The following is a 19,399-nucleotide window of genomic DNA, read 5'->3' on the forward strand; positions in this document are numbered from 1 at the left end:
CCAGCAGACAAACGGGCTGCCGCGCCATATAGATGCCATTATCAATGCAGGCGTTTGCGACACATCAATTGCGCCATTTTGGCCGTATCCGGACGCTCGACGATGCCCTTTTCGGTAACGATGAAATCAATCAGATCGGCCGGCGTGACATCGAACACCGGATTGACCGCATCCACATCCGCCGCCATTCTCCGCCCCGCCAACTCCAACAGCTCACGACCGTCGCGCTCTTCGATCGGGATGTCGTCGCCACTTTCCAGAGTCATATCAATAGTTGAGCTCGGCGCCACCACCATGAAACGCACACCATGGTGCATGGCGTTGACTGCCAACTGGTAAGTGCCGATCTTATTGGCCACATCGCCATTAGCCGTAATACGATCGGCACCAACGATCACCCAGGTGATGCCCTTGGTTTTCATCAGATGCGCCGCCGCCGAGTCGGCATTCAGGCTGACCGGAATACCCTCATTTGCCAGCTCCCAGGCCGTCAGCCGCGAACCTTGCAGCCAGGGCCGGGTTTCATCGGCGTAGACCCGCTCGACCAACCCATCCAGATAAGCCGCCCGAATCACCCCCAACGCCGTACCGAAACCGCCAGTCGCCAGTGCACCGGTATTGCAGTGGGTCAGTACGGTCTGCAGGTTGCCTTGGTGTTTGCGAATCAGTTCGACGCCGAGCTGCGCCATGGTCAGGTTGGCTTCGCGATCGCTCAGATGGATAGCCACCGCCTCTGCCTCCAGCGCCACGAGCGGGTTCTCCGCCTCTTTCAGACGCGCCAAGCGCTCACGCATACGGTTTAGCGCCCAGAACAAGTTAACCGCCGTCGGCCGCGAGTCGGCCAGCACACGGAAATCCTCCTCCAGCGCAGCCTTCCAGTCGCCGCCTGCGGCCAATCGCTCCTGCGCACCCAACACCAGTCCATAGGCTGCCGTGATGCCAATGGCCGGTGCGCCGCGCACCACCATCGTTCGAATCGCCTCGGCCACCGCGACCGCGGAGTCATAGCGCAACCAGGTTTCCTCGAACGGCAGCAGCCGCTGATCGAGCAGATACAGCGCGCCATCCCGCCAATCGATGGCTTTAACCTTCTCCGCCGCCAACAATTGCTCGCGCATGACCAACCTCGCACTCAGAAACGAAAAGCCGCGGATTATAGCGAGCCCCCTGCCAAGGCGCTCGGGTATACTTCGGCGACCTCAGGATACGCCCTTGGAAGCCGATCATGCCCGACCACGTTGCCCCGCTCGACTTGCTGCTCCTGCCAACCTGGCTGGTGCCTGTCGAGCCCGCCGGCGTGGTGTTGCAAGAGCATGGCCTGGGTATCCGTGATGGCCGTATCGCCCTGATCGCGCCCCGCGCCGAAGCACTCCTAAAGCCCGCTCGCGAAGTGCGCGAACTGCCAGGCATGCTGCTTACCCCGGGCCTGATCAACGCCCACGGCCACGCCGCGATGACGCTTTTCCGCGGCCTGGCCGATGATCTGCCGCTGATGAACTGGCTGGAACAGCACATCTGGCCGGCGGAAGCCAAATGGGTCGATGAGGCGTTCATCCGCGACGGCACCGAGCTGGCCATCGCCGAACAACTGAAAGGCGGCATCACCTGCTTCTCCGACATGTACTTCTTCCCGGAAGTGGCCAGCGAACTGGTGCACAAGAGCGGCATCCGTGCGCAGATCACCATTCCGGTACTGGATTTCCCGATTCCTGGCGCCCGCGATGCCGACGAGGCACTGCGCAAGGGTCTGGCATTGTTCGACGATCTTAGAGTGCACCCGCGGATCAAGGTCGCCTTCGGCCCCCACGCCCCTTACACGGTGAGCGACGACAAGCTGGAAAACATCCGCATGCTGGCCGAGGAGCTGGACGCCGGCATTCATATGCACGTGCACGAGACCGCTTTCGAGGTGCAACAGAGCTTGGAACAGCGCGGCGAACGCCCGCTCGCCCGCCTCGCGCGCCTGGGCCTGCTCGGCCCACGCTTTCAGGCCGTGCATATGACCCAAGTCAGCGATGACGACCTGCTGTTGCTGGTCGAAAGCAATAGCAACGTCATCCATTGCCCGGAGTCCAACCTCAAGCTGGCCAGCGGCTTCTGCCCAGTGGAGCGCTTGTGGCAAGCCGGGGTGAATGTGGCGATCGGCACCGACGGCGCCGCCAGCAATAATGATCTGGATCTGCTCGGTGAAACCCGCACCGCCGCGCTGCTAGCCAAGGCCGTTGCCGGTTCGGCCCTGGCCCTGGGTGTGCACCGCGCGTTGCGCCTGGCCACGCTGAACGGCGCCCGCGCCCTCGGCCTGGACGACCAAATCGGCTCACTGGAAGTCGGCAAATCCGCCGATGTGGTGGCCTTCGACCTGTCCGGCCTAGCCCAGCAACCGATTTATGACCCGGTGTCGCAATTGATTTATGCCAGCAATCGGGACTGCGTGAGACACGTCTGGGTTGGCGGCAAGCAACTGCTCGATGACCGTCGACTGACGCGCCTGGACGAAGAAAGACTGATCGCCAGAGCGCAAGGGTGGGGAAAAAAGATCGCTGGAAGCCGGTTGTAGAGTGGAGATATCGCAGCGCGACTTTTCCACCGCCCGGCGCAATGGTGGATGGATACAGCACTATCCACCCTACGAGCCGAATGTGATTTGAGGGAAACACCATGAGCAACGTCGACCACGCCGAAATCGCCAAATTCTCAGCCCTGGCCCACCGCTGGTGGGATCGTGAGAGCGAGTTCAAGCCGCTGCACGACATCAACCCGCTGCGGCTCAACTGGATCGACGAGCGCGCCAACCTGGCCGGCAAGAAGGTGCTGGACATCGGTTGCGGCGGCGGCATTTTGAGCGAGGCGATGGCCCAGCGCGGCGCAACCGTCACCGGCATCGACATGGGTGAAGCTCCGCTGGCCGTGGCCCAACTGCATCAGCTCGAGTCAGGCGTCTCGGTGGAATACCGGCAGATCACCGCCGAAGCCCTGGCCGAGGAAATGCCCGAGCAGTTCGACGTGATCACCTGCCTGGAGATGCTCGAGCACGTGCCCGACCCAGCCTCGGTCATCCGTGCCTGTTTCGCCATGGTCAAGCCGGGCGGCCAAGTGTTCTTCTCTACCATCAACCGCAACCCCAAGGCCTATCTGTTCGCCATCATCGGCGCGGAATATATGATGCGCCTGCTGCCGCGCGGCACGCATGACTTCAAGAAGTTTATCCGTCCGTCGGAGTTGGGCGCGTGGAGCCGGGAGGCTGGACTGGAGGTCAAAGACATCATCGGCCTGACCTACAATCCACTGACCAAGCACTACAAGCTGGCCGCCGATGTGGACGTCAACTACATGATCCAGACATTGAAGGAAGCCTGATGCGCCTGCGAGCGGTTCTTTTCGACATGGACGGCACCCTGCTCGACAGCGCGCCGGACTTCATTGCCATCACCCAGGCCATGCGCGTCGCCCACGGCTTAGCACCCCTGACTGAGAAACTGATCCGCGATCAGGTCTCCGGTGGCGCCCGCGCCATGGTCGCCGCCGCCTTCGCCGCGGATCCGCAATCGGCCGAGTTCGAGGCGCTGCGCCTGGAGTTCCTCGACCGCTACCAGGATCACTGCGCTGTCCTGACCCGGCCTTTCGGCGGCATCCTCGAACTGCTGGCTGACATCGAGCAGGCCAAGCTGATCTGGGGCGTGGTGACCAACAAACCCGTGCGCTATGCCGCGCCGATCATGCAACAGCTCGGCCTGGCTGAACGCTCAGCCGTGCTGATCTGCCCGGATCATGTGAAAAACAGCAAGCCCGACCCGGAGCCGTTGCTCCTCGCCTGCACACAACTCGGGCTGGACCCGGCTACCGTGCTGTTTGTCGGTGATGACCTGCGCGATATCGAATCCGGTCGTGCGGCCGGCACCAAGACCGCCGCGGTCACTTACGGCTATATCCACCCGGACGATAACCCGACGCACTGGGGCGCCGACGTGGTGGTCGATCACCCGCTGGAGCTGCGCGCCGTACTCGACCGGGCGCTAGGCAACTGCTGAACGACCGACGTAGGGTGGATTAGCCGCGCAGCGGCGTAACCCACCATCGGCACCGCAAGATGCCGCCTGTGGCGGCATTGGTGGATTACGCTGCGCTAATCCACCCTACGAATGAGAGAGCCTTTACGATGTTTCAATATTCTGCCCGCCCCGACCTGCTGAAAGATCGCGTGATCCTGGTCACCGGCGCCGGTCGCGGCATTGGCGCCGCTGCCGCCAAGACCTTCGCCGCCCACGGCGCTACCGTACTACTGCTGGGCAAGACCGAAGCAAATCTGACCCAGGTGTATGACGAGATCGAAGCAGCTGGCCACCCGCGACCGGCGCTCATTCCATTCAACTTGGAAACTGCCCTGCCGCATCAGTACGACGAGCTGGCCGCGATGGTCGAGAACGAGTTCGGGCGCCTGGATGGCCTGCTGCACAATGCCTCGATCATTGGCCCACGCACCCCACTCGAACAACTCTCCGGCGATAACTTCATGCGCGTCATGCACGTCAACGTGAACGCCATGTTTATGCTGACCAGCACCATGCTGCCACTACTGAAACTCTCGCAAGACGCCTCCGTGGTGTTCACCTCCAGCAGTGTCGGTCGCAAGGGCCGCGCTTATTGGGGCGCGTATGGCGTCTCCAAGTTCGCCACCGAAGGCCTGATGCAGACCCTCGCCGACGAGCTCGAGGGCACCAGCGCCGCGCGCGCCAACAGCATCAACCCGGGCGCCACCCGCACCGACATGCGCGCCCAGGCCTACCCTGGCGAGAAGCCGACGAATAATCCGCTGCCTGAAGAGATCATGCCGATCTACCTCTACCTGATGGGGCCGGACAGCCTAGGGGTCAACGGCCAAGCCTTCGACGCGCAATAACCCAACTCTGTGCCTCCCCTCTCGGCAAAATCATCGGCAGGCCAAGCCCACAACCACCCGGGCTTAGCCTGCCAACAGTCATCCTCGCTGGCGAACACCACCATCTCCCACAAGCAGCCAAGCTAGCGCCGGAAAACCGGCGACTCACTTATGTGATCGACATCACATTGCCGCCTTTCGCCAAACAACCGGCAAAAGATGGCCGATAGCCACCACTCATCAACTGCAAGATATTGAATTTATTCAATTTTAATAAAAATGAACCCAATGGCACGAAATTCGCTCTAACAGCACTGTTGCCGCGTTTCGCGCCAGAGGTTTCTTCATGGTTCCCCCCAGCAAGACCAACACCATCGATTTCGACGCTGCCAAGCTGCAGCGCTTGGGTTTTTCCAGCAACCGCACGCACTCTTTGCGCCCGGTCAGCTTGGCCCAGCTGCGCCAACAGCTGAACCTACAGCTGCAGACCAGCCTGGAAGTCGAACGCATCCTCAGCCTGTTTTTCCGTGAAGTTCAGCGCCTGGTACCACTGGACGCACTGGCCTACCAACAACCGGCCAGCGATCTGCGCCTTGAGCTTGGCGAACGCGCCAACCACTCCGCTGGCTACCGCTTGAGCCATGAAGGCGAGTACCTCGGCGAATTGGTGTTCCGCCGCAACCAGCGCTTCACTGAAGAGGAGCTCGGCCAACTCGAATCACTGCTGGCCAGCCTGCTCTTTCCATTGCGTAACGCGCTGCTCTATCGCGCGGCAGTTCGGTGCGCGCTGCGCGACCCACTGACCGACACCGGCAACCGAATCGCCATGGATCAGGCCCTGCACCGCGAAGTCGACTTAGCCCGACGCAACCTGCAGCCACTGTCGCTACTGATGCTGGATGTCGATCACTTCAAACGGATCAATGACAGCTACGGCCATAGCGCCGGCGACGAAGTGCTCAGAGCACTGGCGACGACCCTGAAAGCCCAGTTACGCAACATCGACATGATCTTTCGCTACGGCGGCGAAGAGTTTCTGATTCTGCTCTCCAACACCGGCCGGGAAGCGGCCGCCATGATCGGAGAGCGTCTGCGCCACGCGGTGCAGGAGCTGCAATGCCTGGCCCAAGGGCAGGCTATTGAGCTCTCCGCCAGCCTTGGCTGCGCCAATCTACTACCCGGGGAATCGGTAGACAGCCTGCTGCGCCGCGCGGACAGCGCGCTCTACATCGCCAAACGCGATGGCCGTAATAGGCTGACCATGGCCGGCTGAGCATGATTTGCTGAAAAACCGCCGCGCGCGACAAACCGCACACAATAAAAAAGGGGCTCAATGAGCCCCTTTTTTACTAGCCAGGATTATTACTCCGGCTTACGACCGCGACCGAAACCCGGTCGCTGACCTTCGCCAGCCGGCGGGCCACGGCGCTTGGCCGGTGCACCAGCGGGTTTACGCGCCGGCCGATCAGCCAGCTCAATGCCTGGCCGCCCCGACTTACCGGCGCTCGGACGCTTTTTGTTGACATCGCTCGGGCGCTCGGCCACTGGTGTGCCTCGGTTCTGCTCACCACGCCCAGCGGCTGGCCGCGGCGTACGCGGACCGCGCTCAGCGGACTCAGAACGCGGACCACTGCGCTGCGGACGCTCACCACCCTCAGGGCGCGGGTTACGACGCTCGCTCGAATCTGAGCGCGGGCCGCTACGCTGCGGACGCTCGCCGCCTTCAGGACGCGGGCTGCGCACCGGCCGCTCGCCACTACGCTGCGGACGCTCATTACCCTCGCCACGCGGAGCCCGAACTGGGCGCTCGCCTGCCTCGGGACGCGGAGCACGGGACGGACGCTCGCCACCTTCGCTGTTCGCTACGGGGCCACCGTGGGCCGGACGCAGGGTTCTCGCCGGGCGCTCGCCACGCCCCACAGGCTTAGCCGATTTACGCTGCATGCGGTCGAGCTTCTCGCGGATCTTGGCCTTCATCCCCTGCTGAACAATAGGCGCCAAGCCTACTTCGGCACTGAGGATGTCCACTTCACCCTGGCTCATTTCGCGCCAGCGCCCCATGGTCAAGTCGGAAGTCAGGAACACCGGCCCGAAACGCACGCGCTTCAACCGACTGACCACCAAGCCCTGAGATTCCCACAGGCGCCGCACTTCACGGTTACGACCTTCCATCACCACGCAGTGGTACCAATGGTTGAAGCCTTCACCGCCGGGCGCTTCCTTGATATCGGTAAAGCGCGCCGGGCCGTCTTCCAACAGCACGCCGTTCTTCAAGCGCAAGAGCATGTCTTCATCGACTTCGCCACGCACCCGCACGGCGTATTCGCGGTCCATCTGGTACGACGGGTGCATCAAGCGGTTGGCCAGCTCACCGTCGGTGGTGAACATCAGCAGACCGGTGGTGTTGATGTCGAGGCGGCCGATATTGATCCAGCGCCCCTCTTTCGGCCGTGGCAGGCGATCGAATACGGTGGGGCGGCCTTCTGGATCGTCGCGGGTGCAGATTTCACCGTCAGGCTTGTTGTAGATCAGCACGCGGCGCGTTGCTTCCGCGGCCTCTTCGCGCTTGAGCAGGCGACCATCGATGGCGATGGCATCATGCAGATCAACACGCTGACCAAGGGTGGCAGCGTTGCCGTTGACCTTGACCCGGCCTTCGCCGATCCAGGCTTCAACGTCGCGGCGCGAGCCAAGGCCCATGCGCGCCAGGACTTTCTGCAGTTTTTCCCCGGCGGGACTGTATTCTTCGGACTCACTCATTCTGGGCACCTCCCGGTGTAACAATCTGGTCACCTGCGGCGAGGACTCGCCGAGGGGCGCGCATCATACGCTGCGCAGCCTATCAAGCCTAGCGCATCTCCCCGCCTTAGCTGGCACCACCCGATGAAAGATCAGTCGCGGGTAGCCTCTTCCTCGTCCGGCAAGGCTTCCTCGTGCTTGTCGCCGTGCTCCGCTTCGGCATCGGCCAGGTCATCGAAATCGGTTTTCAGGCCCTGCTCCATCGAATCCAACTCCGCCAACAAGCTGCTGAAACTGGTTTCATCCCGCGGAGGCACCACCACCTCAGCCAAATCGGCCAGGTCGGCGCGGGCCTGCAAACCCTCCGGCACCGGCAGATCGTCGTCAAAGGCCAGCACCGGTTCCGGCTCCAACTCGCGCAGCGCGGCCAGCGGCGGCAGCTCATCGAGGTTCTTCAGGTTGAAGTGATCGAGAAACAGCTTGGTGGTGGCGAACATCGCCGGCTTACCTGGCACATCGCGATAACCGACGACGCGAATCCACTCACGCTCGAGCAAGGTCTTGACGATATGGCTATTCACCGCCACGCCGCGAATATCCTCGATCTCGCCGCGCGTAATCGGCTGGCGGTAGGCGATCAGCGCCAGGGTTTCCAGCATGGCGCGGGAATAGCGCTGCGGCCGCTCCTCCCAGAGTCGGCCGACCCAAGGCGCGTACTGCTCACGCACCTGCAGGCGGTAACCCGAAGCCACTTCCTTCAGCTCGAAGGCCCGTCCTTCACAGGACTTACCCAGTAGCACCAAGGCCTTTTTAAACACGGCCGGCTCGGGCCGCTCAGCTTCTTCAAACAGCTCAAAAAAGCGTTCAAGCGACTGCGGCTTGCCGGAAGCCAGGAGGAAAGCTTCGAGTAGCGAGGCCAGCTCGCGGGGGTCGGTCAGGTTCATCTTTCGACTCTTTATTCTGCTCGCGCACGCACATGGATAGGCCCAAAGGCTTCATTTTGCACCAGCTCGACCAGGGATTCCTTGATCAATTCGAGCACCGCCATAAAGGTCACCACCACGCCGAGGCGCCCCTCTTCGGCGCGGAACAAGGCCACGAACGGCACAAACGCTCCGCCCTTGAGGCGTTCCAGCACCTCGCTCATCCGCTCGCGGGTCGACAGCGCCTCTCGTGTCACCTGGTGGCTCTCGAACATATCGGCACGGCGCAACACCTCGGCCATCGACAGCAGCAGCTCTTCCAGGCTTACGTCGGGTAACAGCTTGCGCGCCCGCGCTTGCGGTGCATCCAGGCACGGAACCGTATGATCACGACCAACCCGCGGCAATTGATCGATGCCTTCCGCTGCAGCCTTATAGCGTTCGTACTCCTGCAGCCGACGAATCAGTTCGGCGCGCGGGTCATCCTCCTCTTCCTCCGCCTCGCTGGAGCGCGGTAACAACATGCGCGACTTGATTTCGGCGAGCATCGCTGCCATCACCAGGTACTCGGCGGCCAACTCCAGGCGCACGGACTGCATCAACTCGACATAACCCATGTACTGACGGGTAATTTCCGCCACCGGGATATCCAGCACGTCTATGTTCTGTTTGCGAATCAGGTACAGCAGCAGGTCAAGCGGGCCTTCGAAGGCTTCGAGGAACACCTCCAGCGCATCCGGCGGAATATACAAATCCAGCGGCAACTCGGTGACGGCCTTGCCATATACCAGAGCGAACGGTAGCTCCTGCTGCGCGCCGGCTTGGCTGTCTGAAGGATCTACTGGCGATTTGTCCTGCATATATTCCTCTGGATCGGGCATAAGTCGCGCAATTTCGGCCAAGGCCAGAAAGTTGCCACGTCCACATGCTGTGCCAAACTTAAATAGTTAGGAACGTTCACTTCAATGGGTTCTAACAGAACCCTTGGGAGGCGCGCCGTGAAAACATTAACAATGGTCTTCAGTGTTGTTTTGATGTTCGCATGCCTGGCTTTAGTCCAATCGTCTACGTCGCAAGCTGGGATGATCTCGACGCAAGAAGTCGTAGCCGCACAACAGGCCGAGGTCGACCGCGACAAAGTCCGCGAATTTTTGAACCGCGCTAGCGTGCAGGAAAAAATGCAGGCTCTGGGCGTCCAAGCGACGTTTGCCGAAGACCGTGTCGATGCCTTGACGGTGCAGGAAGTCACCCTTCTTGCCCAACGGATCGATGCTCTGCCTGCCGGTGGCGCCCTCAGCACCACCGATATCATGATCATCTTGCTGATCGCCATTCTGATCGCCATAGCCGTCTGAGCTCGGCGTTACCCTAGCCGAGGGGGTAACTCATCGACAGCCACAGGTGCCACTCGGCGTATTCCGGCACCTGCGACTGAATAAGCCGGGGGCGCCGAGTTATCGGTAATTCAAACCCAAGGCCAAACGAACCTCGGTGAGGGTTTCACGCGCTTCATCACGAGCCCGCTCAGCGCCCTCAGCGAGAATGCTGCGCACGAGATCTGGACTGTCCTGGTAATCGATGGCGCGCGCCTGCAAGGGCTTCAGTTCAGCCTGAACCGCCTCGATCAACGGCGCCTTGCAGTCTAGGCAGCCAATTCCGGCGCTTTTGCAGCCCTGCTGCACCCACTCCCGAGTCTCGCTACTGGAGTAAACCTCATGCAACAGCCACACCGGGCAGCGCGCCGGATCACCCGGATCGGTGCGATGAACCCGCGCGGGGTCGGTCGGCATGCGTTTTAGCTTGTCCTCCACCTCCTCGGTTGTATCGCGCAGGTAGATGGCATTGCTATTCGACTTGGACATCCTTCTGCCGTCCAGCCCGGTCATCTTCGGCGTGTCGCTGAGCAGCGCCTGCGGTTCCGGCAGCAAGACCTTACCGCCGCCCTCCAGATAGCCGAACAATCGCTCTTTATCCCCGAGGGTCACGCTCTGCAGCTCTTTGAGCAGCGCGCGTGCGGTCTCCAGCGCCTCGATATCGCCCTGCTCCTGAAAGGCTTTGCGCAGGCTGTTGTAGAGTTTGGCGGTTTTCTTGCCGAGCTTGAGGATCGCCGCCTCGGCCTTGTCCTCGAAGCCCGGTTCGCGGCCGTACAGATGATTGAAACGCCGCGCGACGTCGCGGGCGAACTCGATGTGCGGCAACTGGTCAGCACCAACCGGCACCAGACCGGCGCGATACAACAGGATGTCGGCCGTCTGCAACAAGGGGTAGCCGAGAAAGCCATAGGTGCTGAGGTCTTTGTGGTGCAGTTGATCCTGTTGCTCTTTATAGGAGGGTACCCGCTCCAGCCAACTGAGAGGGCAGATCATCGACAGCAGCAAGTGCAGCTCGGCGTGTTCCGGCACTTGTGACTGGATGAACAAGGTCGCCGAACTGGGGCTGACGCCTGCGGCCAGCCAGTCCACCGCCATCTCCATGACATGCTGGGATATCTGCCCGACCTCATCGTAATCAGTGGTCAGCGCATGCCAGTCGACGATGCAGAAAAAGCATTCGTACTCGTGCTGCAACTTGACCCAGTTCTTCAGCACGCCATGGTAGTGACCGAGGTGTAAACGGCCGCTGGGGCACATGCCCGATAGCACGCGCCGCTGAGAATCAACGAGGCTCAAACAGATTTCCTTTACCGAACCAACAGAAAGCCAATTATAGCCAGCACCTATGCGCCGCCAACAAAAGGCGTCGGATCGCCACAACCAACACGGACAATTTCTGGTTCATCGTCGACCAGGTTGACCACGGTAGAAGCTTCCAGGCCGCCAAAACCGCCATCCAGGATCAGGTCGACCTGATGCTCCAGCACCTGACGCATCTCGTGCGGATCGCTCATCGGTACATCCTCGCCGGGCAGGATCAGGCTGACACTCATCAGCGGCCCACCAAGCGCCTCCAGCAGTGCCTGGGCAATCGGATGGCTTGGCACCCGCAAGCCAATGGTACGGCGCTTGGGATGCAACAGCATGCGCGGCACTTCGCGGGTGGCGCTCAGAATGAAGGTGTAGGGCCCCGGCGTATGGCCTTTGAGCAAGCGGAAAGCGCCGGTATCGACCTTGGCGAACAGCCCCAACTGCGACAGGTCACGGCAGACCAGGGTGAAGTTGTGCTTATCGTCCAACTGGCGCAGGCGGCGGATCCGCTCCACCGCACTCTTATCGCCGATATGACAGCCCAGCGCATAGGAGGAATCCGTTGGGTAGATGATCACCCCGCCGGCTTTGATGATTTCCACCGCCTGTTTAATCAGGCGCGCCTGGGGATTTTCCGGGTGAACCTGGAAGAATTGACTCACGGAAACTCCCTGTTCAGAGGGCAGCAGATTGCTGGACATGGTCGAAACGCAACCAGAGCGGTGGAAGATCATCTGGCAATGGGCGGTACATGCCCAGTTCAGACCAGTCTCCCGGTGCATGGAAATCACTGCCGACACTGGCCAGTAAGCCAAATTCACGCGCCAGAATGGCCAGGCTGCCGACTTGTTCCGCCGGCTGCATACCATTGACCACCTCAAGCGCATGACCGCCAGCCTGGATGAAGGCGGCGATCAGTTTGCGCCTCTTGCTGCGGGTGAAGTCGTACTGCCAGGCGTGCGCCAGACTGACCCAGGCGCCCGCCTCACGCAGGGTACCGACCGCCTGCTCGAGGGTCGGCCAATGCTGTTTGACGTCACCCAATTTGCCGGAGCCCAACCACTTGCGAAACGCCTCGGCGCGATCGCGCACATGCCCCGCACGCACCAGGAACTCGGCAAAGTGCGGCCGCGCCGGCGCATTACCACTGTCACCTAACTCTTGCTGGATAGCCCGCGCGCCTTCGAGTGCGCCCGGCATACCCTTGGCTTCCAGGCGCTTGTCGATTTCTTCGGCGCGCAACCAGCGGCCATCGCGCAACTCAGCAATCGCCTGCAGCAGCGCCGGCGAAGTGGCCGCAAAGCCGTAGCCGAGCACATGAATGGTCGCACCACCCCAGGTACAGGACAGTTCCACGCCATTGATCAGCTGCATATCCAGCGCAGTGGCGGCAACACGAGCCTCGTCGAGGCCCTCCAGGGTGTCGTGATCGGTCAATGCCAGCATGCGCACACCGCGTTCATGGGCGCGCGCGACCACTACGGCGGGCGCTAAGGCACCGTCGGAGGCCGTGCTGTGGCAATGCAGATCAACGTTCATCTGGGTGGTTCTCTCAGTTCTGAAAAAGTCTTCCCGACTGTTTCAGAAAACGCCGAACCCGCTACAGGCCCGGACTCGGCTCTCGACAATTGCAGGCTAGCGTCTGCGATTGCGGGCGGCACATCCTGTACCGCGGGAAACTCTGACGCGTTCGGAGTTTCCCTACTGGTTTGGTTTGTTATTATGCCGGCACATCCTGCTTCTGGCTGCCACTGTGAAACAATTCATCGACTTCATCCCGCTTATCCTGTTCTTTATCGTTTACAAGCTCGAACCACGCGCGGTTGAACTGGCCGGCAATACCTACATGCTAGGCGGTATTTTCAGTGCCACCGCGATGTTGATCGTCAGTTCTGTGGTGGTCTACGGCATTTTTTTCCTGTTGCAGCGCAAACTGGAGAAAAGCCAGTGGCTGACCCTGATCGCCTGCTTGGTATTCGGTAGCCTGACGCTGGCCTTCCACAGTGAGACTTTCCTCAAATGGAAGGCACCAGTGGTCAGCTGGCTGTTCGCCTTGGGTTTTGCCGGCAGCCACTTTATCGGTGAGCAGCCGCTGATCCAGCGCATCATGGGTCATGCCATGAGCCTGCCCCAGCCTATCTGGACCCGTCTGAATATTGCCTGGATTGCGTTCTTTCTCGTCAGTGGCGCTGCCAACCTGTTTGTCGCGTTCACCTTCCAGAGCATCTGGGTCGATTTCAAGGTATTCGGCAGCCTAGGCATGACCCTGCTGTTCTTGATCGGCCAAGGCTTGTTCCTCGCTCGCCATATCCATGATGTCGAACCCGACCCGTCTGCCACTAAAAGCAAGGACTGACATGCTCTACGCGATCATTGCCACCGATGTAGCCAACTCGCTGGAAAACCGTCTAGCCGCCCGCCCCGCCCACCTGGCTCGGCTAGAACAACTGAAGAATGAAGGCCGCCTGGTGCTCGCCGGCCCGCACCCGGCGGTAGATAGCAATGATCCTGGCGCCGCCGGCTTCACCGGCAGCCTGATCGTCGCCGAATTTGAATCCCTCGGCGCCGCCCAGAACTGGGCCGACGCAGATCCCTACCGGGCTGCCGGGGTCTATGCCAGCGTACTGGTGAAACCCTTCAAGCTCGTACTCCCCTGAGCGCAACTAAAGCCGCAGGCCGCAACACATATAACAACTAGGAAATAGGAGTTCCGATGCGCCAAGGTCCGCTGTCTCTGCTGTGCGCTGTGTTGCTGATGACTGCCCAACTGCATGCCGAAGAAATATCGACTGCGCCCGACAGCAATCAACCGTTGGTCGCTGCCACTGCGGCGGAAACACAAATTGACGCTCTGGAACAACGCCTGGCTGTAAGTGAACAGCAGCGCGCCGAACTGGCCGCTCAATTGCAAAGCACCAGCAGCGAACGCGAGAACGCCCACCTGACGCGGCTGCGCCAGGACAACCAGCGGCTCAAGCTGCAGCTCAAGGAAGCCCAAGCCGAACAGCCGGCACGTCTGCTGAGCGAGCAACAGCTGTGGTTTGCGATTGGCGCGGGGGTGGCACTCGTCGCCATGCTCTGCGGCGCCATGCTGCGTGGCCGCCGCAGAATCCGACGCGAATGGATCAACTAAACGCCGCCATGCCCGCCTTACTGCTGATCGACGATGACCGAGAACTGTGTGAGCTGCTCGCCAGTTGGCTGAGCCAGGAAGGCTTTCAGGTCAGTGCCTGTCATGACGGCCATAGCGCCCGTGCGGCGCTGGCCGCACAGGCGCCCGCTGCCGTTGTGCTGGATGTCATGCTGCCCGACGGCAGCGGCCTGGAGCTGCTCAAGCAGCTACGCAGCGACCACCCCGAACTGCCGGTACTGATGCTCTCGGCCCGTGGCGAACCGTTGGATCGCATCCTCGGCCTGGAACTCGGCGCCGACGACTACCTGGCCAAACCTTGCGATCCTCGTGAACTGACGGCCCGTCTACGCGCCGTACTGCGCCGTAGCCTGCCCGTGGCCGTCTCCAGCCAGTTGGAACTGGGTGACTTGTGCTTCAGTCCGGCTCGCGGCGTGGTCAATATCGGCGGCCATGAGGTCATCCTCACCATCTCCGAAAGCCGCCTGCTCGAAGCCCTGCTGCGTCAACCCGGCGAGCCGGTGGATAAGCAAGAATTGGCGCAACTGGCCCTCGGTCGTAAGTTGACCCTGTACGACCGCAGCCTGGACATGCACGTCAGCAACCTGCGGAAAAAAATCGGCCCACATCCCGATGGCCGACCGCGCATCCTCGCGCTGCGTAGCCGCGGTTACTACTACAGCGCCTAAGCCCGACAGATCCCTAGCCTTTACCTAAGCTTTACCCTTGCCTGACCGCCCTTGACCTTGCCTTGCCTAGACTGGGCACATCCGGCAACTGGCCGGAATCGAGACAAGGAGACACCTCATGCGCAAGACCCTCATCGCCGTCCTGTTCGCCGCAGCCCTGCCGACGTTCGCCATGGCCATGCCCGAAGGCGCCCCGCGCCACGATGGTGAGCACGGCTCGCACTTGTTCAAAGAGCTGGATCTGAGCAAGGAGCAACGCCAAGCCATCCGCAAGCTGATGGGCGAGCAAATGCACAGCCGCCACGAGATCACCAAACGCTACCTGGACAAGCTGCCCGCCGCTGAACAGAAAGCCATGCAGGACGAACTCAAGGCCAAACAAGACAAGACCCAGAGCGAGATCCGCGCCCTGCTCAAGCCTGAACAACAGAAACAGTTCGACGAACTACAGAAGAAGCTGCAAGAGCGCCGCGCTGAACGCGCTGAGTTCGAGGCCTGGAAAGCCCAGAAAGAGCAAAAAGCCCAGTAAGCTTGCCGCGGCGTAAAAGCCGAAGGCTACCCGCCCATCCAACACTCCGCTGCTGGATGGGCTTTGTTCGTTGAAGGAGTTTCCGTGCGTTCACTGTTTTGGCGCATCTTCGCCAGCTTCTGGCTGGCCATCGCCCTGGTCGCCGGGTTGTCCATGCTGCTTGGCCACGCGCTGAATCAGGACGCCTGGATTCTCAGCCGCCACCCAGGCCTACAGGGTTTGGCAGAGCGCTGGACGCAGATCTATGAGGCAGAAGGCGAACAGGCCGCGCAGAACTATCTGGAGCAGCGCAAGCGCAGTTACCACATCGACATCCAAGTCCTCGACGATAATGGCGACGCACTGGTCAGGGGCACCTTCCCACCACGTGCGGCGGCCTTCGAGGCGCGTCGGCACAATGACCAGCGGCGCTTGCCCTGGCGCCGCCTGACCAGCGAATACACCAGCCCAACGAGCGGCGAGACCTACCTGCTGATCTACCGCATTCCCCACCCGGAGCTGGATGCCTGGCACCGCGGCAGCCTGCTCTGGCCGCTGAGTGCGCTGGGCATCGCACTGGTGGTGCTAAGCCTGTTCAGCCTGTTGCTGACACTCTCCATCACCCGTCCGCTGAGCCGCCTGCGCGGCGCCGTGCATGACCTCGGGCAGACCACCTATCAACAGCACAGCCTGGCGCGCCTAGCCAACCGACGCGATGAATTTGGCGTACTGGCCAGCGACTTCAACCGCATGGGCGCACGCCTGCAAGGCCTGATCAGCAGCCAGCGCCAGCTATTGCGCGATGTTTCCCACGAACTGCGCTCACCGCTGGCGCGCTTGCGCATCGCCCTGGCCCTAGCCGAACGCGCCGGCCCGACCGAACGCGGACAACTGTGGCCACGCCTGTCCCGCGAATGCGACCGCCTGGAAGCTTTGATCAGTGAGATTCTCGCCCTCGCCCGCCTGGATGCCGAGCCTGGCGCCGCACAGCCGATCGACCTGCCGGCGCTGCTCGAGAGTCGGCGGCAAGAGGCACAACTGAGCGCCCCAGAGCAGGAGATTCACATCGAAATAGAACCGGGGCTGAGCCTGCAAGGCTGGCCGGACATGCTCGAGCGCGCACTGGACAATCTGCTGCGCAATGCCTTGCGTTTCAATCCGCCCGGCCAGCCGATCGAGCTACGGGCGCAGCGTCAGACTGAACGCTTGTTGCTCAGCGTGCGCGATCATGGCACCGGCGTGATGACCGAGCATTTGCCGCGACTCGGCGAACCATTCTTCCGCGCCCCGGAGCAAAGCGCGGCGGGGCATGGCTTGGGCTTGGCGATTGCCCGCCGCGCAGCCGAGCGGCACGGCGGTAGGCTGAGCCTGGCGAACCATCCGGACGGTGGCTTCGTGGCCGCGCTGGAACTACCGCTGACGGTGAGCGCAGCCAGCTAGCAGGTAGGGTGGATTAGCCGCGCAGCGGCGTAACCCACCGAATCGGGCAGCTAGTGGCCAGCGGGTTCGCCGCAGACGGTGGAAGCCCCTCTGGGGATTCCACCCTACCAATCAAGCCGGCCAGGCGCTGACGAAGTCGCTGACCGCCAGTTCTTGCGGGGTACGCAACTCACGTTCCGGCGTCCCCAGATAAAGAAAGCCGATGATCTTCTCAGCCCCGCTCAAGCCCAGGCCCTGGGCCACCCTGGCGTTGTAGGCCAACTCGCCGGTACGCCAGACCGCACCAATCCCTTGAGCGTGAGCGGCCAGCAGAATGCCGTGCGCCGCACAGCCAGCCGCCAGCAGTTGCTCCTGCTGCGGGATTTTGAAGTGATCTTGCAAACGGGCGATCACCACGATCAGTAGCGGTGCGCGCAGCGGCATCGCCCGGGCCTTGCTCAACGCCTCTTGCGTGACTGGCGCCGAGTCCGCGGTCAGCGCCGCGGCAAACAGTTCACCGAGTTGCTCGCGCGCAGCCCCCTCCACCGTGAGAAAACGCCAGGGCCGCAGTTGGCCATGATCCGGCGCCCGCAAAGCCGCGCGAAACAACACCTCGCGTTGCGCAGCATCAGGGGCTGGTTCGCGCAAGCGCGGCGCGGAAACACGGTTAAGCAGAGCGTCGAGAGCCTCCATCGGCCACCTCCAGAAGAAAGACAGCCGGCATTCTAGCCGATCCAGCCACTGCGCCCGCGCCCGAACTAAAGCCTCGCGCAGTACGCTGCAGTTGATTGCGCTAAACGTCGTAACACTCAAGCATCGGCTACGCTGCGCAAGCCAAGGACAGCCGAAGGCAGAAAGCGCGAACCAGTGTGCCCAAAAGGCTGATTTACAGGCCCGGCGGCGCGCGTAGAATGGCGCCACGCCTTCTCTGAGCCCGACCACATGGCCCTGCCGACCCTGCGCATCATTGGTTTTATCCTCGGCATCTTCCTTATCACCCTCGCCGTCAGCATGGTCATCCCGATGCTGACGTTGCTGCTCTTCGAGCGCACCGACGATCTCAACGCCTTTCTCTGGTCGAGCCTGATCACCATACTCGCCGGCCTCGCGCTACTTGCCCCCGGACGTCCGGAGCATGCGCAGCTACGGCCACGCGACATGTATTTTCTCACCACCGCCAGTTGGGTCGTGGTGTGCTGCTTCGCGGCGCTGCCGATGGTGATCATTCAGAACATCAGCTACACCGACGCCTTTTTCGAAACCATGTCCGGCATTACCACCACCGGCTCGACCGTGATCACCGGGCTGGACAGTGCCTCGCCGGGCCTGCTGATCTGGCGCTCGATGCTGCATTGGCTGGGCGGCATCGGTTTTATCGGCATGGCGGTGGCGATTCTGCCGCTGCTGCGGGTCGGCGGCATGCGCCTGTTCCAGACTGAATCCTCGGACTGGGGCGAGAAAGTCATGCCGCGTTCGCACATGGCCGCCAAGTACATTCTGCTGGTCTACGTAGGCATTACCGCGCTGGGCACCTTGTGCTTCTGGCTGGCCGGAATGAACGGTTTCGAGGCCATCAATCATTCGATGTCGATGATCTCCACTGGCGGTTTCTCCACCTCCGACTCATCCCTGGCCCATTGGTCACAACCGGCGGTGCACTGGGTCGCAGTGCTGTTCATGATGCTCGGCAGCCTGCCCTTTACCCTCTACATTGCGACCCTGCGCGGTAATCGCCAAGCCCTGTTCAAGGATCACCAGGTGCGCGGCTTCGTCGGTTTCCTGGTCCTCACCTGGCTGGTGTTCGGCACCTGGCTGTGGCTCAACTCCGACTACAGCTGGCTGGACGCCTTCCGTATCGTCGCGGTGAACGTCACCTCGGTCGTCACCACCACCGGCGTGGCGCTCGGCGACTACACCCTGTGGGGCAGCTTCTCGGTGCTGCTGTTCTTCTATCTGACCTTCATCGGCGGCTGCTCCGGCTCCACCGCCGGTGGCCTGAAGATCTTCCGCTTTCAGGTTGCCTATGTGCTGCTCAGGGCCAACCTGCAGCAGCTGGTACATCCGCGCGCGGTGATCAAACAGCAGTACAACAACCACAACCTCGATGAAGATATCGTTCGCTCGCTGATTACCTTCTCGTTCTTCTTCACCATCACCATCGGCGTGATCGCCCTCGGTCTGGCGCTGATTGGTCTGGACTGGATCACCGCGATAACGGGCGCCGCCACTGCCGTGTGCAACGTCGGCCCAGGCCTTGGCCCGATCATTGGCCCAGTGGGCAACTTCTCCAGCCTGCCGGATTCGGCCAAGTGGCTGCTGACGCTCGGCATGTTGCTCGGACGCCTGGAGATTCTCACCGTATTAGTGCTGTTCACCCGCGCGTTCTGGAAACACTGAGGCCCAACAGCGCGCTTGCGGAGCCAACGGCGTT

Annotated in this window: 20 protein-coding genes and 1 pseudogene; 13 read left to right on the forward strand and 8 right to left on the reverse strand. The window is 61.7% G+C overall.

The genetic code is table 11. The features are described 5' to 3' along the window. Positions 1 to 41: 41 nt before the first annotated feature. Entirely contained in the window at positions 42 to 1,118 is a 1,077-nt protein-coding gene (gene mtnA, locus D3879_RS11575) for an S-methyl-5-thioribose-1-phosphate isomerase (protein ID WP_119954382.1), read from the reverse strand. Between the two features lie 107 nt (positions 1,119 to 1,225). Between mtnA and D3879_RS11580 the strand changes: the two genes are divergently transcribed. The 5 genes from D3879_RS11580 (at position 1,226) to D3879_RS11600 (ending at position 6,149) form a co-directional block, all read left to right on the forward strand. Next, the gene (locus D3879_RS11580) at positions 1,226 to 2,557 is read left to right on the forward strand and encodes a TRZ/ATZ family hydrolase (RefSeq protein ID WP_119954383.1); all 1,332 of its coding nucleotides are present in this window, start codon (positions 1,226 to 1,228) and stop codon (positions 2,555 to 2,557) included. Positions 2,558 to 2,658: 101 nt separating this feature from the next. Next, on the forward strand, positions 2,659 to 3,357 hold the full coding sequence (ubiG, locus tag D3879_RS11585; RefSeq protein ID WP_119954384.1) for a bifunctional 2-polyprenyl-6-hydroxyphenol methylase/3-demethylubiquinol 3-O-methyltransferase UbiG: 699 nt from the start codon (positions 2,659 to 2,661) through the stop codon (positions 3,355 to 3,357). Continuing rightward, entirely contained in the window at positions 3,357 to 4,028 is a 672-nt protein-coding gene (mupP, locus tag D3879_RS11590) for an N-acetylmuramic acid 6-phosphate phosphatase MupP (protein WP_119954385.1), read from the forward strand. The genes ubiG and mupP overlap by 1 nt, the downstream gene beginning before the upstream one ends. Before the next feature lie 128 nt (positions 4,029 to 4,156). Next, complete coding sequence (locus tag D3879_RS11595) at positions 4,157 to 4,897, forward strand: YciK family oxidoreductase (protein ID WP_119954386.1); 741 nt, start codon at positions 4,157 to 4,159, stop codon at positions 4,895 to 4,897. 325 nt (positions 4,898 to 5,222) lie between these two features. Continuing rightward, positions 5,223 to 6,149: a GGDEF domain-containing protein gene (locus D3879_RS11600; RefSeq protein ID WP_119954387.1), complete on the forward strand. Its 927-nt coding sequence runs from the start codon at positions 5,223 to 5,225 to the stop codon at positions 6,147 to 6,149. 89 nt (positions 6,150 to 6,238) lie between these two features. Here the strand turns inward: D3879_RS11600 and rluB are convergent, their stop codons facing one another. The 3 genes and pseudogenes from rluB to D3879_RS11615 all read right to left on the reverse strand — a co-directional run bounded on the left by rluB (position 6,239) and on the right by D3879_RS11615 (position 9,269). Then, positions 6,239 to 7,636, reverse strand: coding sequence for a 23S rRNA pseudouridine(2605) synthase RluB (gene rluB, locus D3879_RS11605; RefSeq protein ID WP_119954388.1), 1,398 nt, complete (start codon positions 7,634 to 7,636; stop codon positions 6,239 to 6,241). A 149-nt stretch (positions 7,637 to 7,785) separates the two neighbouring features. Beyond that, positions 7,786 to 8,559, reverse strand: a pseudogene (scpB, locus tag D3879_RS11610) (SMC-Scp complex subunit ScpB); the annotation flags it as partial. 11 nt (positions 8,560 to 8,570) lie between these two features. After that, positions 8,571 to 9,269, reverse strand: coding sequence for a segregation and condensation protein A (locus tag D3879_RS11615; RefSeq protein ID WP_177412432.1), 699 nt, complete (start codon positions 9,267 to 9,269; stop codon positions 8,571 to 8,573). Positions 9,270 to 9,536: 267 nt separating this feature from the next. On the opposite strand from D3879_RS11615, the gene D3879_RS11620 reads away from it, so the two are divergent. Beyond that, complete coding sequence (locus D3879_RS11620; RefSeq protein WP_238474224.1) at positions 9,537 to 9,893, forward strand: PA2779 family protein; 357 nt, start codon at positions 9,537 to 9,539, stop codon at positions 9,891 to 9,893. A gap of 99 nt (positions 9,894 to 9,992) precedes the next feature. Here the strand turns inward: D3879_RS11620 and D3879_RS11625 are convergent, their stop codons facing one another. From D3879_RS11625 to D3879_RS11635, 3 genes are read right to left on the reverse strand one after another with little or no spacing between them, the layout of a single operon-like run. Beyond that, positions 9,993 to 11,207, reverse strand: coding sequence for a tryptophan--tRNA ligase (locus D3879_RS11625; protein ID WP_119954392.1), 1,215 nt, complete (start codon positions 11,205 to 11,207; stop codon positions 9,993 to 9,995). A 47-nt stretch (positions 11,208 to 11,254) separates the two neighbouring features. Continuing rightward, on the reverse strand, positions 11,255 to 11,884 hold the full coding sequence (locus D3879_RS11630) for an L-threonylcarbamoyladenylate synthase (RefSeq protein ID WP_119954952.1): 630 nt from the start codon (positions 11,882 to 11,884) through the stop codon (positions 11,255 to 11,257). 13 nt (positions 11,885 to 11,897) lie between these two features. Then, positions 11,898 to 12,761: a PHP domain-containing protein gene (locus D3879_RS11635; protein ID WP_119954393.1), complete on the reverse strand. Its 864-nt coding sequence runs from the start codon at positions 12,759 to 12,761 to the stop codon at positions 11,898 to 11,900. A 214-nt stretch (positions 12,762 to 12,975) separates the two neighbouring features. On the opposite strand from D3879_RS11635, the gene D3879_RS11640 reads away from it, so the two are divergent. The 6 genes from D3879_RS11640 to D3879_RS11665 all read left to right on the forward strand — a co-directional run bounded on the left by D3879_RS11640 (position 12,976) and on the right by D3879_RS11665 (position 16,989). After that, positions 12,976 to 13,578, forward strand: coding sequence for a septation protein A (locus D3879_RS11640; protein WP_218567824.1), 603 nt, complete (start codon positions 12,976 to 12,978; stop codon positions 13,576 to 13,578). Position 13,579: 1 nt separating this feature from the next. Continuing rightward, positions 13,580 to 13,879, forward strand: coding sequence for a YciI family protein (locus D3879_RS11645; protein ID WP_119954395.1), 300 nt, complete (start codon positions 13,580 to 13,582; stop codon positions 13,877 to 13,879). A gap of 56 nt (positions 13,880 to 13,935) precedes the next feature. Next, on the forward strand, positions 13,936 to 14,355 hold the full coding sequence (locus tag D3879_RS11650; RefSeq protein WP_119954396.1) for an SH3 domain-containing protein: 420 nt from the start codon (positions 13,936 to 13,938) through the stop codon (positions 14,353 to 14,355). Between the two features lie 8 nt (positions 14,356 to 14,363). Further along, entirely contained in the window at positions 14,364 to 15,041 is a 678-nt protein-coding gene (locus tag D3879_RS11655; RefSeq protein WP_119954953.1) for a response regulator transcription factor, read from the forward strand. Between the two features lie 118 nt (positions 15,042 to 15,159). Continuing rightward, entirely contained in the window at positions 15,160 to 15,570 is a 411-nt protein-coding gene (locus D3879_RS11660) for a Spy/CpxP family protein refolding chaperone (protein ID WP_119954397.1), read from the forward strand. 84 nt (positions 15,571 to 15,654) lie between these two features. Then, complete coding sequence (locus D3879_RS11665) at positions 15,655 to 16,989, forward strand: sensor histidine kinase (RefSeq protein ID WP_119954398.1); 1,335 nt, start codon at positions 15,655 to 15,657, stop codon at positions 16,987 to 16,989. Positions 16,990 to 17,100: 111 nt separating this feature from the next. Here the strand turns inward: D3879_RS11665 and D3879_RS11670 are convergent, their stop codons facing one another. After that, positions 17,101 to 17,661 (reverse strand): nitroreductase family protein, encoded by a 561-nt coding sequence (locus tag D3879_RS11670; protein WP_119954399.1) that lies wholly within the window; start codon positions 17,659 to 17,661, stop codon positions 17,101 to 17,103. Positions 17,662 to 17,910: 249 nt separating this feature from the next. Between D3879_RS11670 and D3879_RS11675 the strand changes: the two genes are divergently transcribed. Continuing rightward, positions 17,911 to 19,365, forward strand: coding sequence for a TrkH family potassium uptake protein (locus tag D3879_RS11675; RefSeq protein WP_119954400.1), 1,455 nt, complete (start codon positions 17,911 to 17,913; stop codon positions 19,363 to 19,365). The last annotated feature ends 34 nt before the right edge of the window (positions 19,366 to 19,399 follow it).

Origin of the sequence: Pseudomonas cavernicola (assembly GCF_003596405.1) — a bacterium.
Lineage (GTDB): Bacteria > Pseudomonadota > Gammaproteobacteria > Pseudomonadales > Pseudomonadaceae > Aquipseudomonas > Aquipseudomonas cavernicola.

Bases quoted from the DNA above. Each gene is read 5' to 3' on its own strand.
- mtnA (WP_119954382.1), bottom strand. From the start codon at position 1,118: ATGCGCGAGCAATTGTTGGCGGCGGAGAAGGTTAAAGCCATCGATTGG.
- D3879_RS11580 (WP_119954383.1), top strand. From the start codon at position 1,226: ATGCCCGACCACGTTGCCCCGCTCGACTTGCTGCTCCTGCCAACCTGG.
- ubiG (WP_119954384.1), top strand. From the start codon at position 2,659: ATGAGCAACGTCGACCACGCCGAAATCGCCAAATTCTCAGCCCTGGCC.
- mupP (WP_119954385.1), top strand. From the start codon at position 3,357: ATGCGCCTGCGAGCGGTTCTTTTCGACATGGACGGCACCCTGCTCGAC.
- D3879_RS11595 (WP_119954386.1), top strand. From the start codon at position 4,157: ATGTTTCAATATTCTGCCCGCCCCGACCTGCTGAAAGATCGCGTGATC.
- D3879_RS11600 (WP_119954387.1), top strand. From the start codon at position 5,223: ATGGTTCCCCCCAGCAAGACCAACACCATCGATTTCGACGCTGCCAAG.
- rluB (WP_119954388.1), bottom strand. From the start codon at position 7,636: ATGAGTGAGTCCGAAGAATACAGTCCCGCCGGGGAAAAACTGCAGAAA.
- D3879_RS11635 (WP_119954393.1), bottom strand. From the start codon at position 12,761: ATGAACGTTGATCTGCATTGCCACAGCACGGCCTCCGACGGTGCCTTA.
- D3879_RS11645 (WP_119954395.1), top strand. From the start codon at position 13,580: ATGCTCTACGCGATCATTGCCACCGATGTAGCCAACTCGCTGGAAAAC.
- D3879_RS11650 (WP_119954396.1), top strand. From the start codon at position 13,936: ATGCGCCAAGGTCCGCTGTCTCTGCTGTGCGCTGTGTTGCTGATGACT.
- D3879_RS11655 (WP_119954953.1), top strand. From the start codon at position 14,364: ATGCCCGCCTTACTGCTGATCGACGATGACCGAGAACTGTGTGAGCTG.
- D3879_RS11660 (WP_119954397.1), top strand. From the start codon at position 15,160: ATGCGCAAGACCCTCATCGCCGTCCTGTTCGCCGCAGCCCTGCCGACG.
- D3879_RS11670 (WP_119954399.1), bottom strand. From the start codon at position 17,661: ATGGAGGCTCTCGACGCTCTGCTTAACCGTGTTTCCGCGCCGCGCTTG.
- D3879_RS11675 (WP_119954400.1), top strand. From the start codon at position 17,911: ATGGCCCTGCCGACCCTGCGCATCATTGGTTTTATCCTCGGCATCTTC.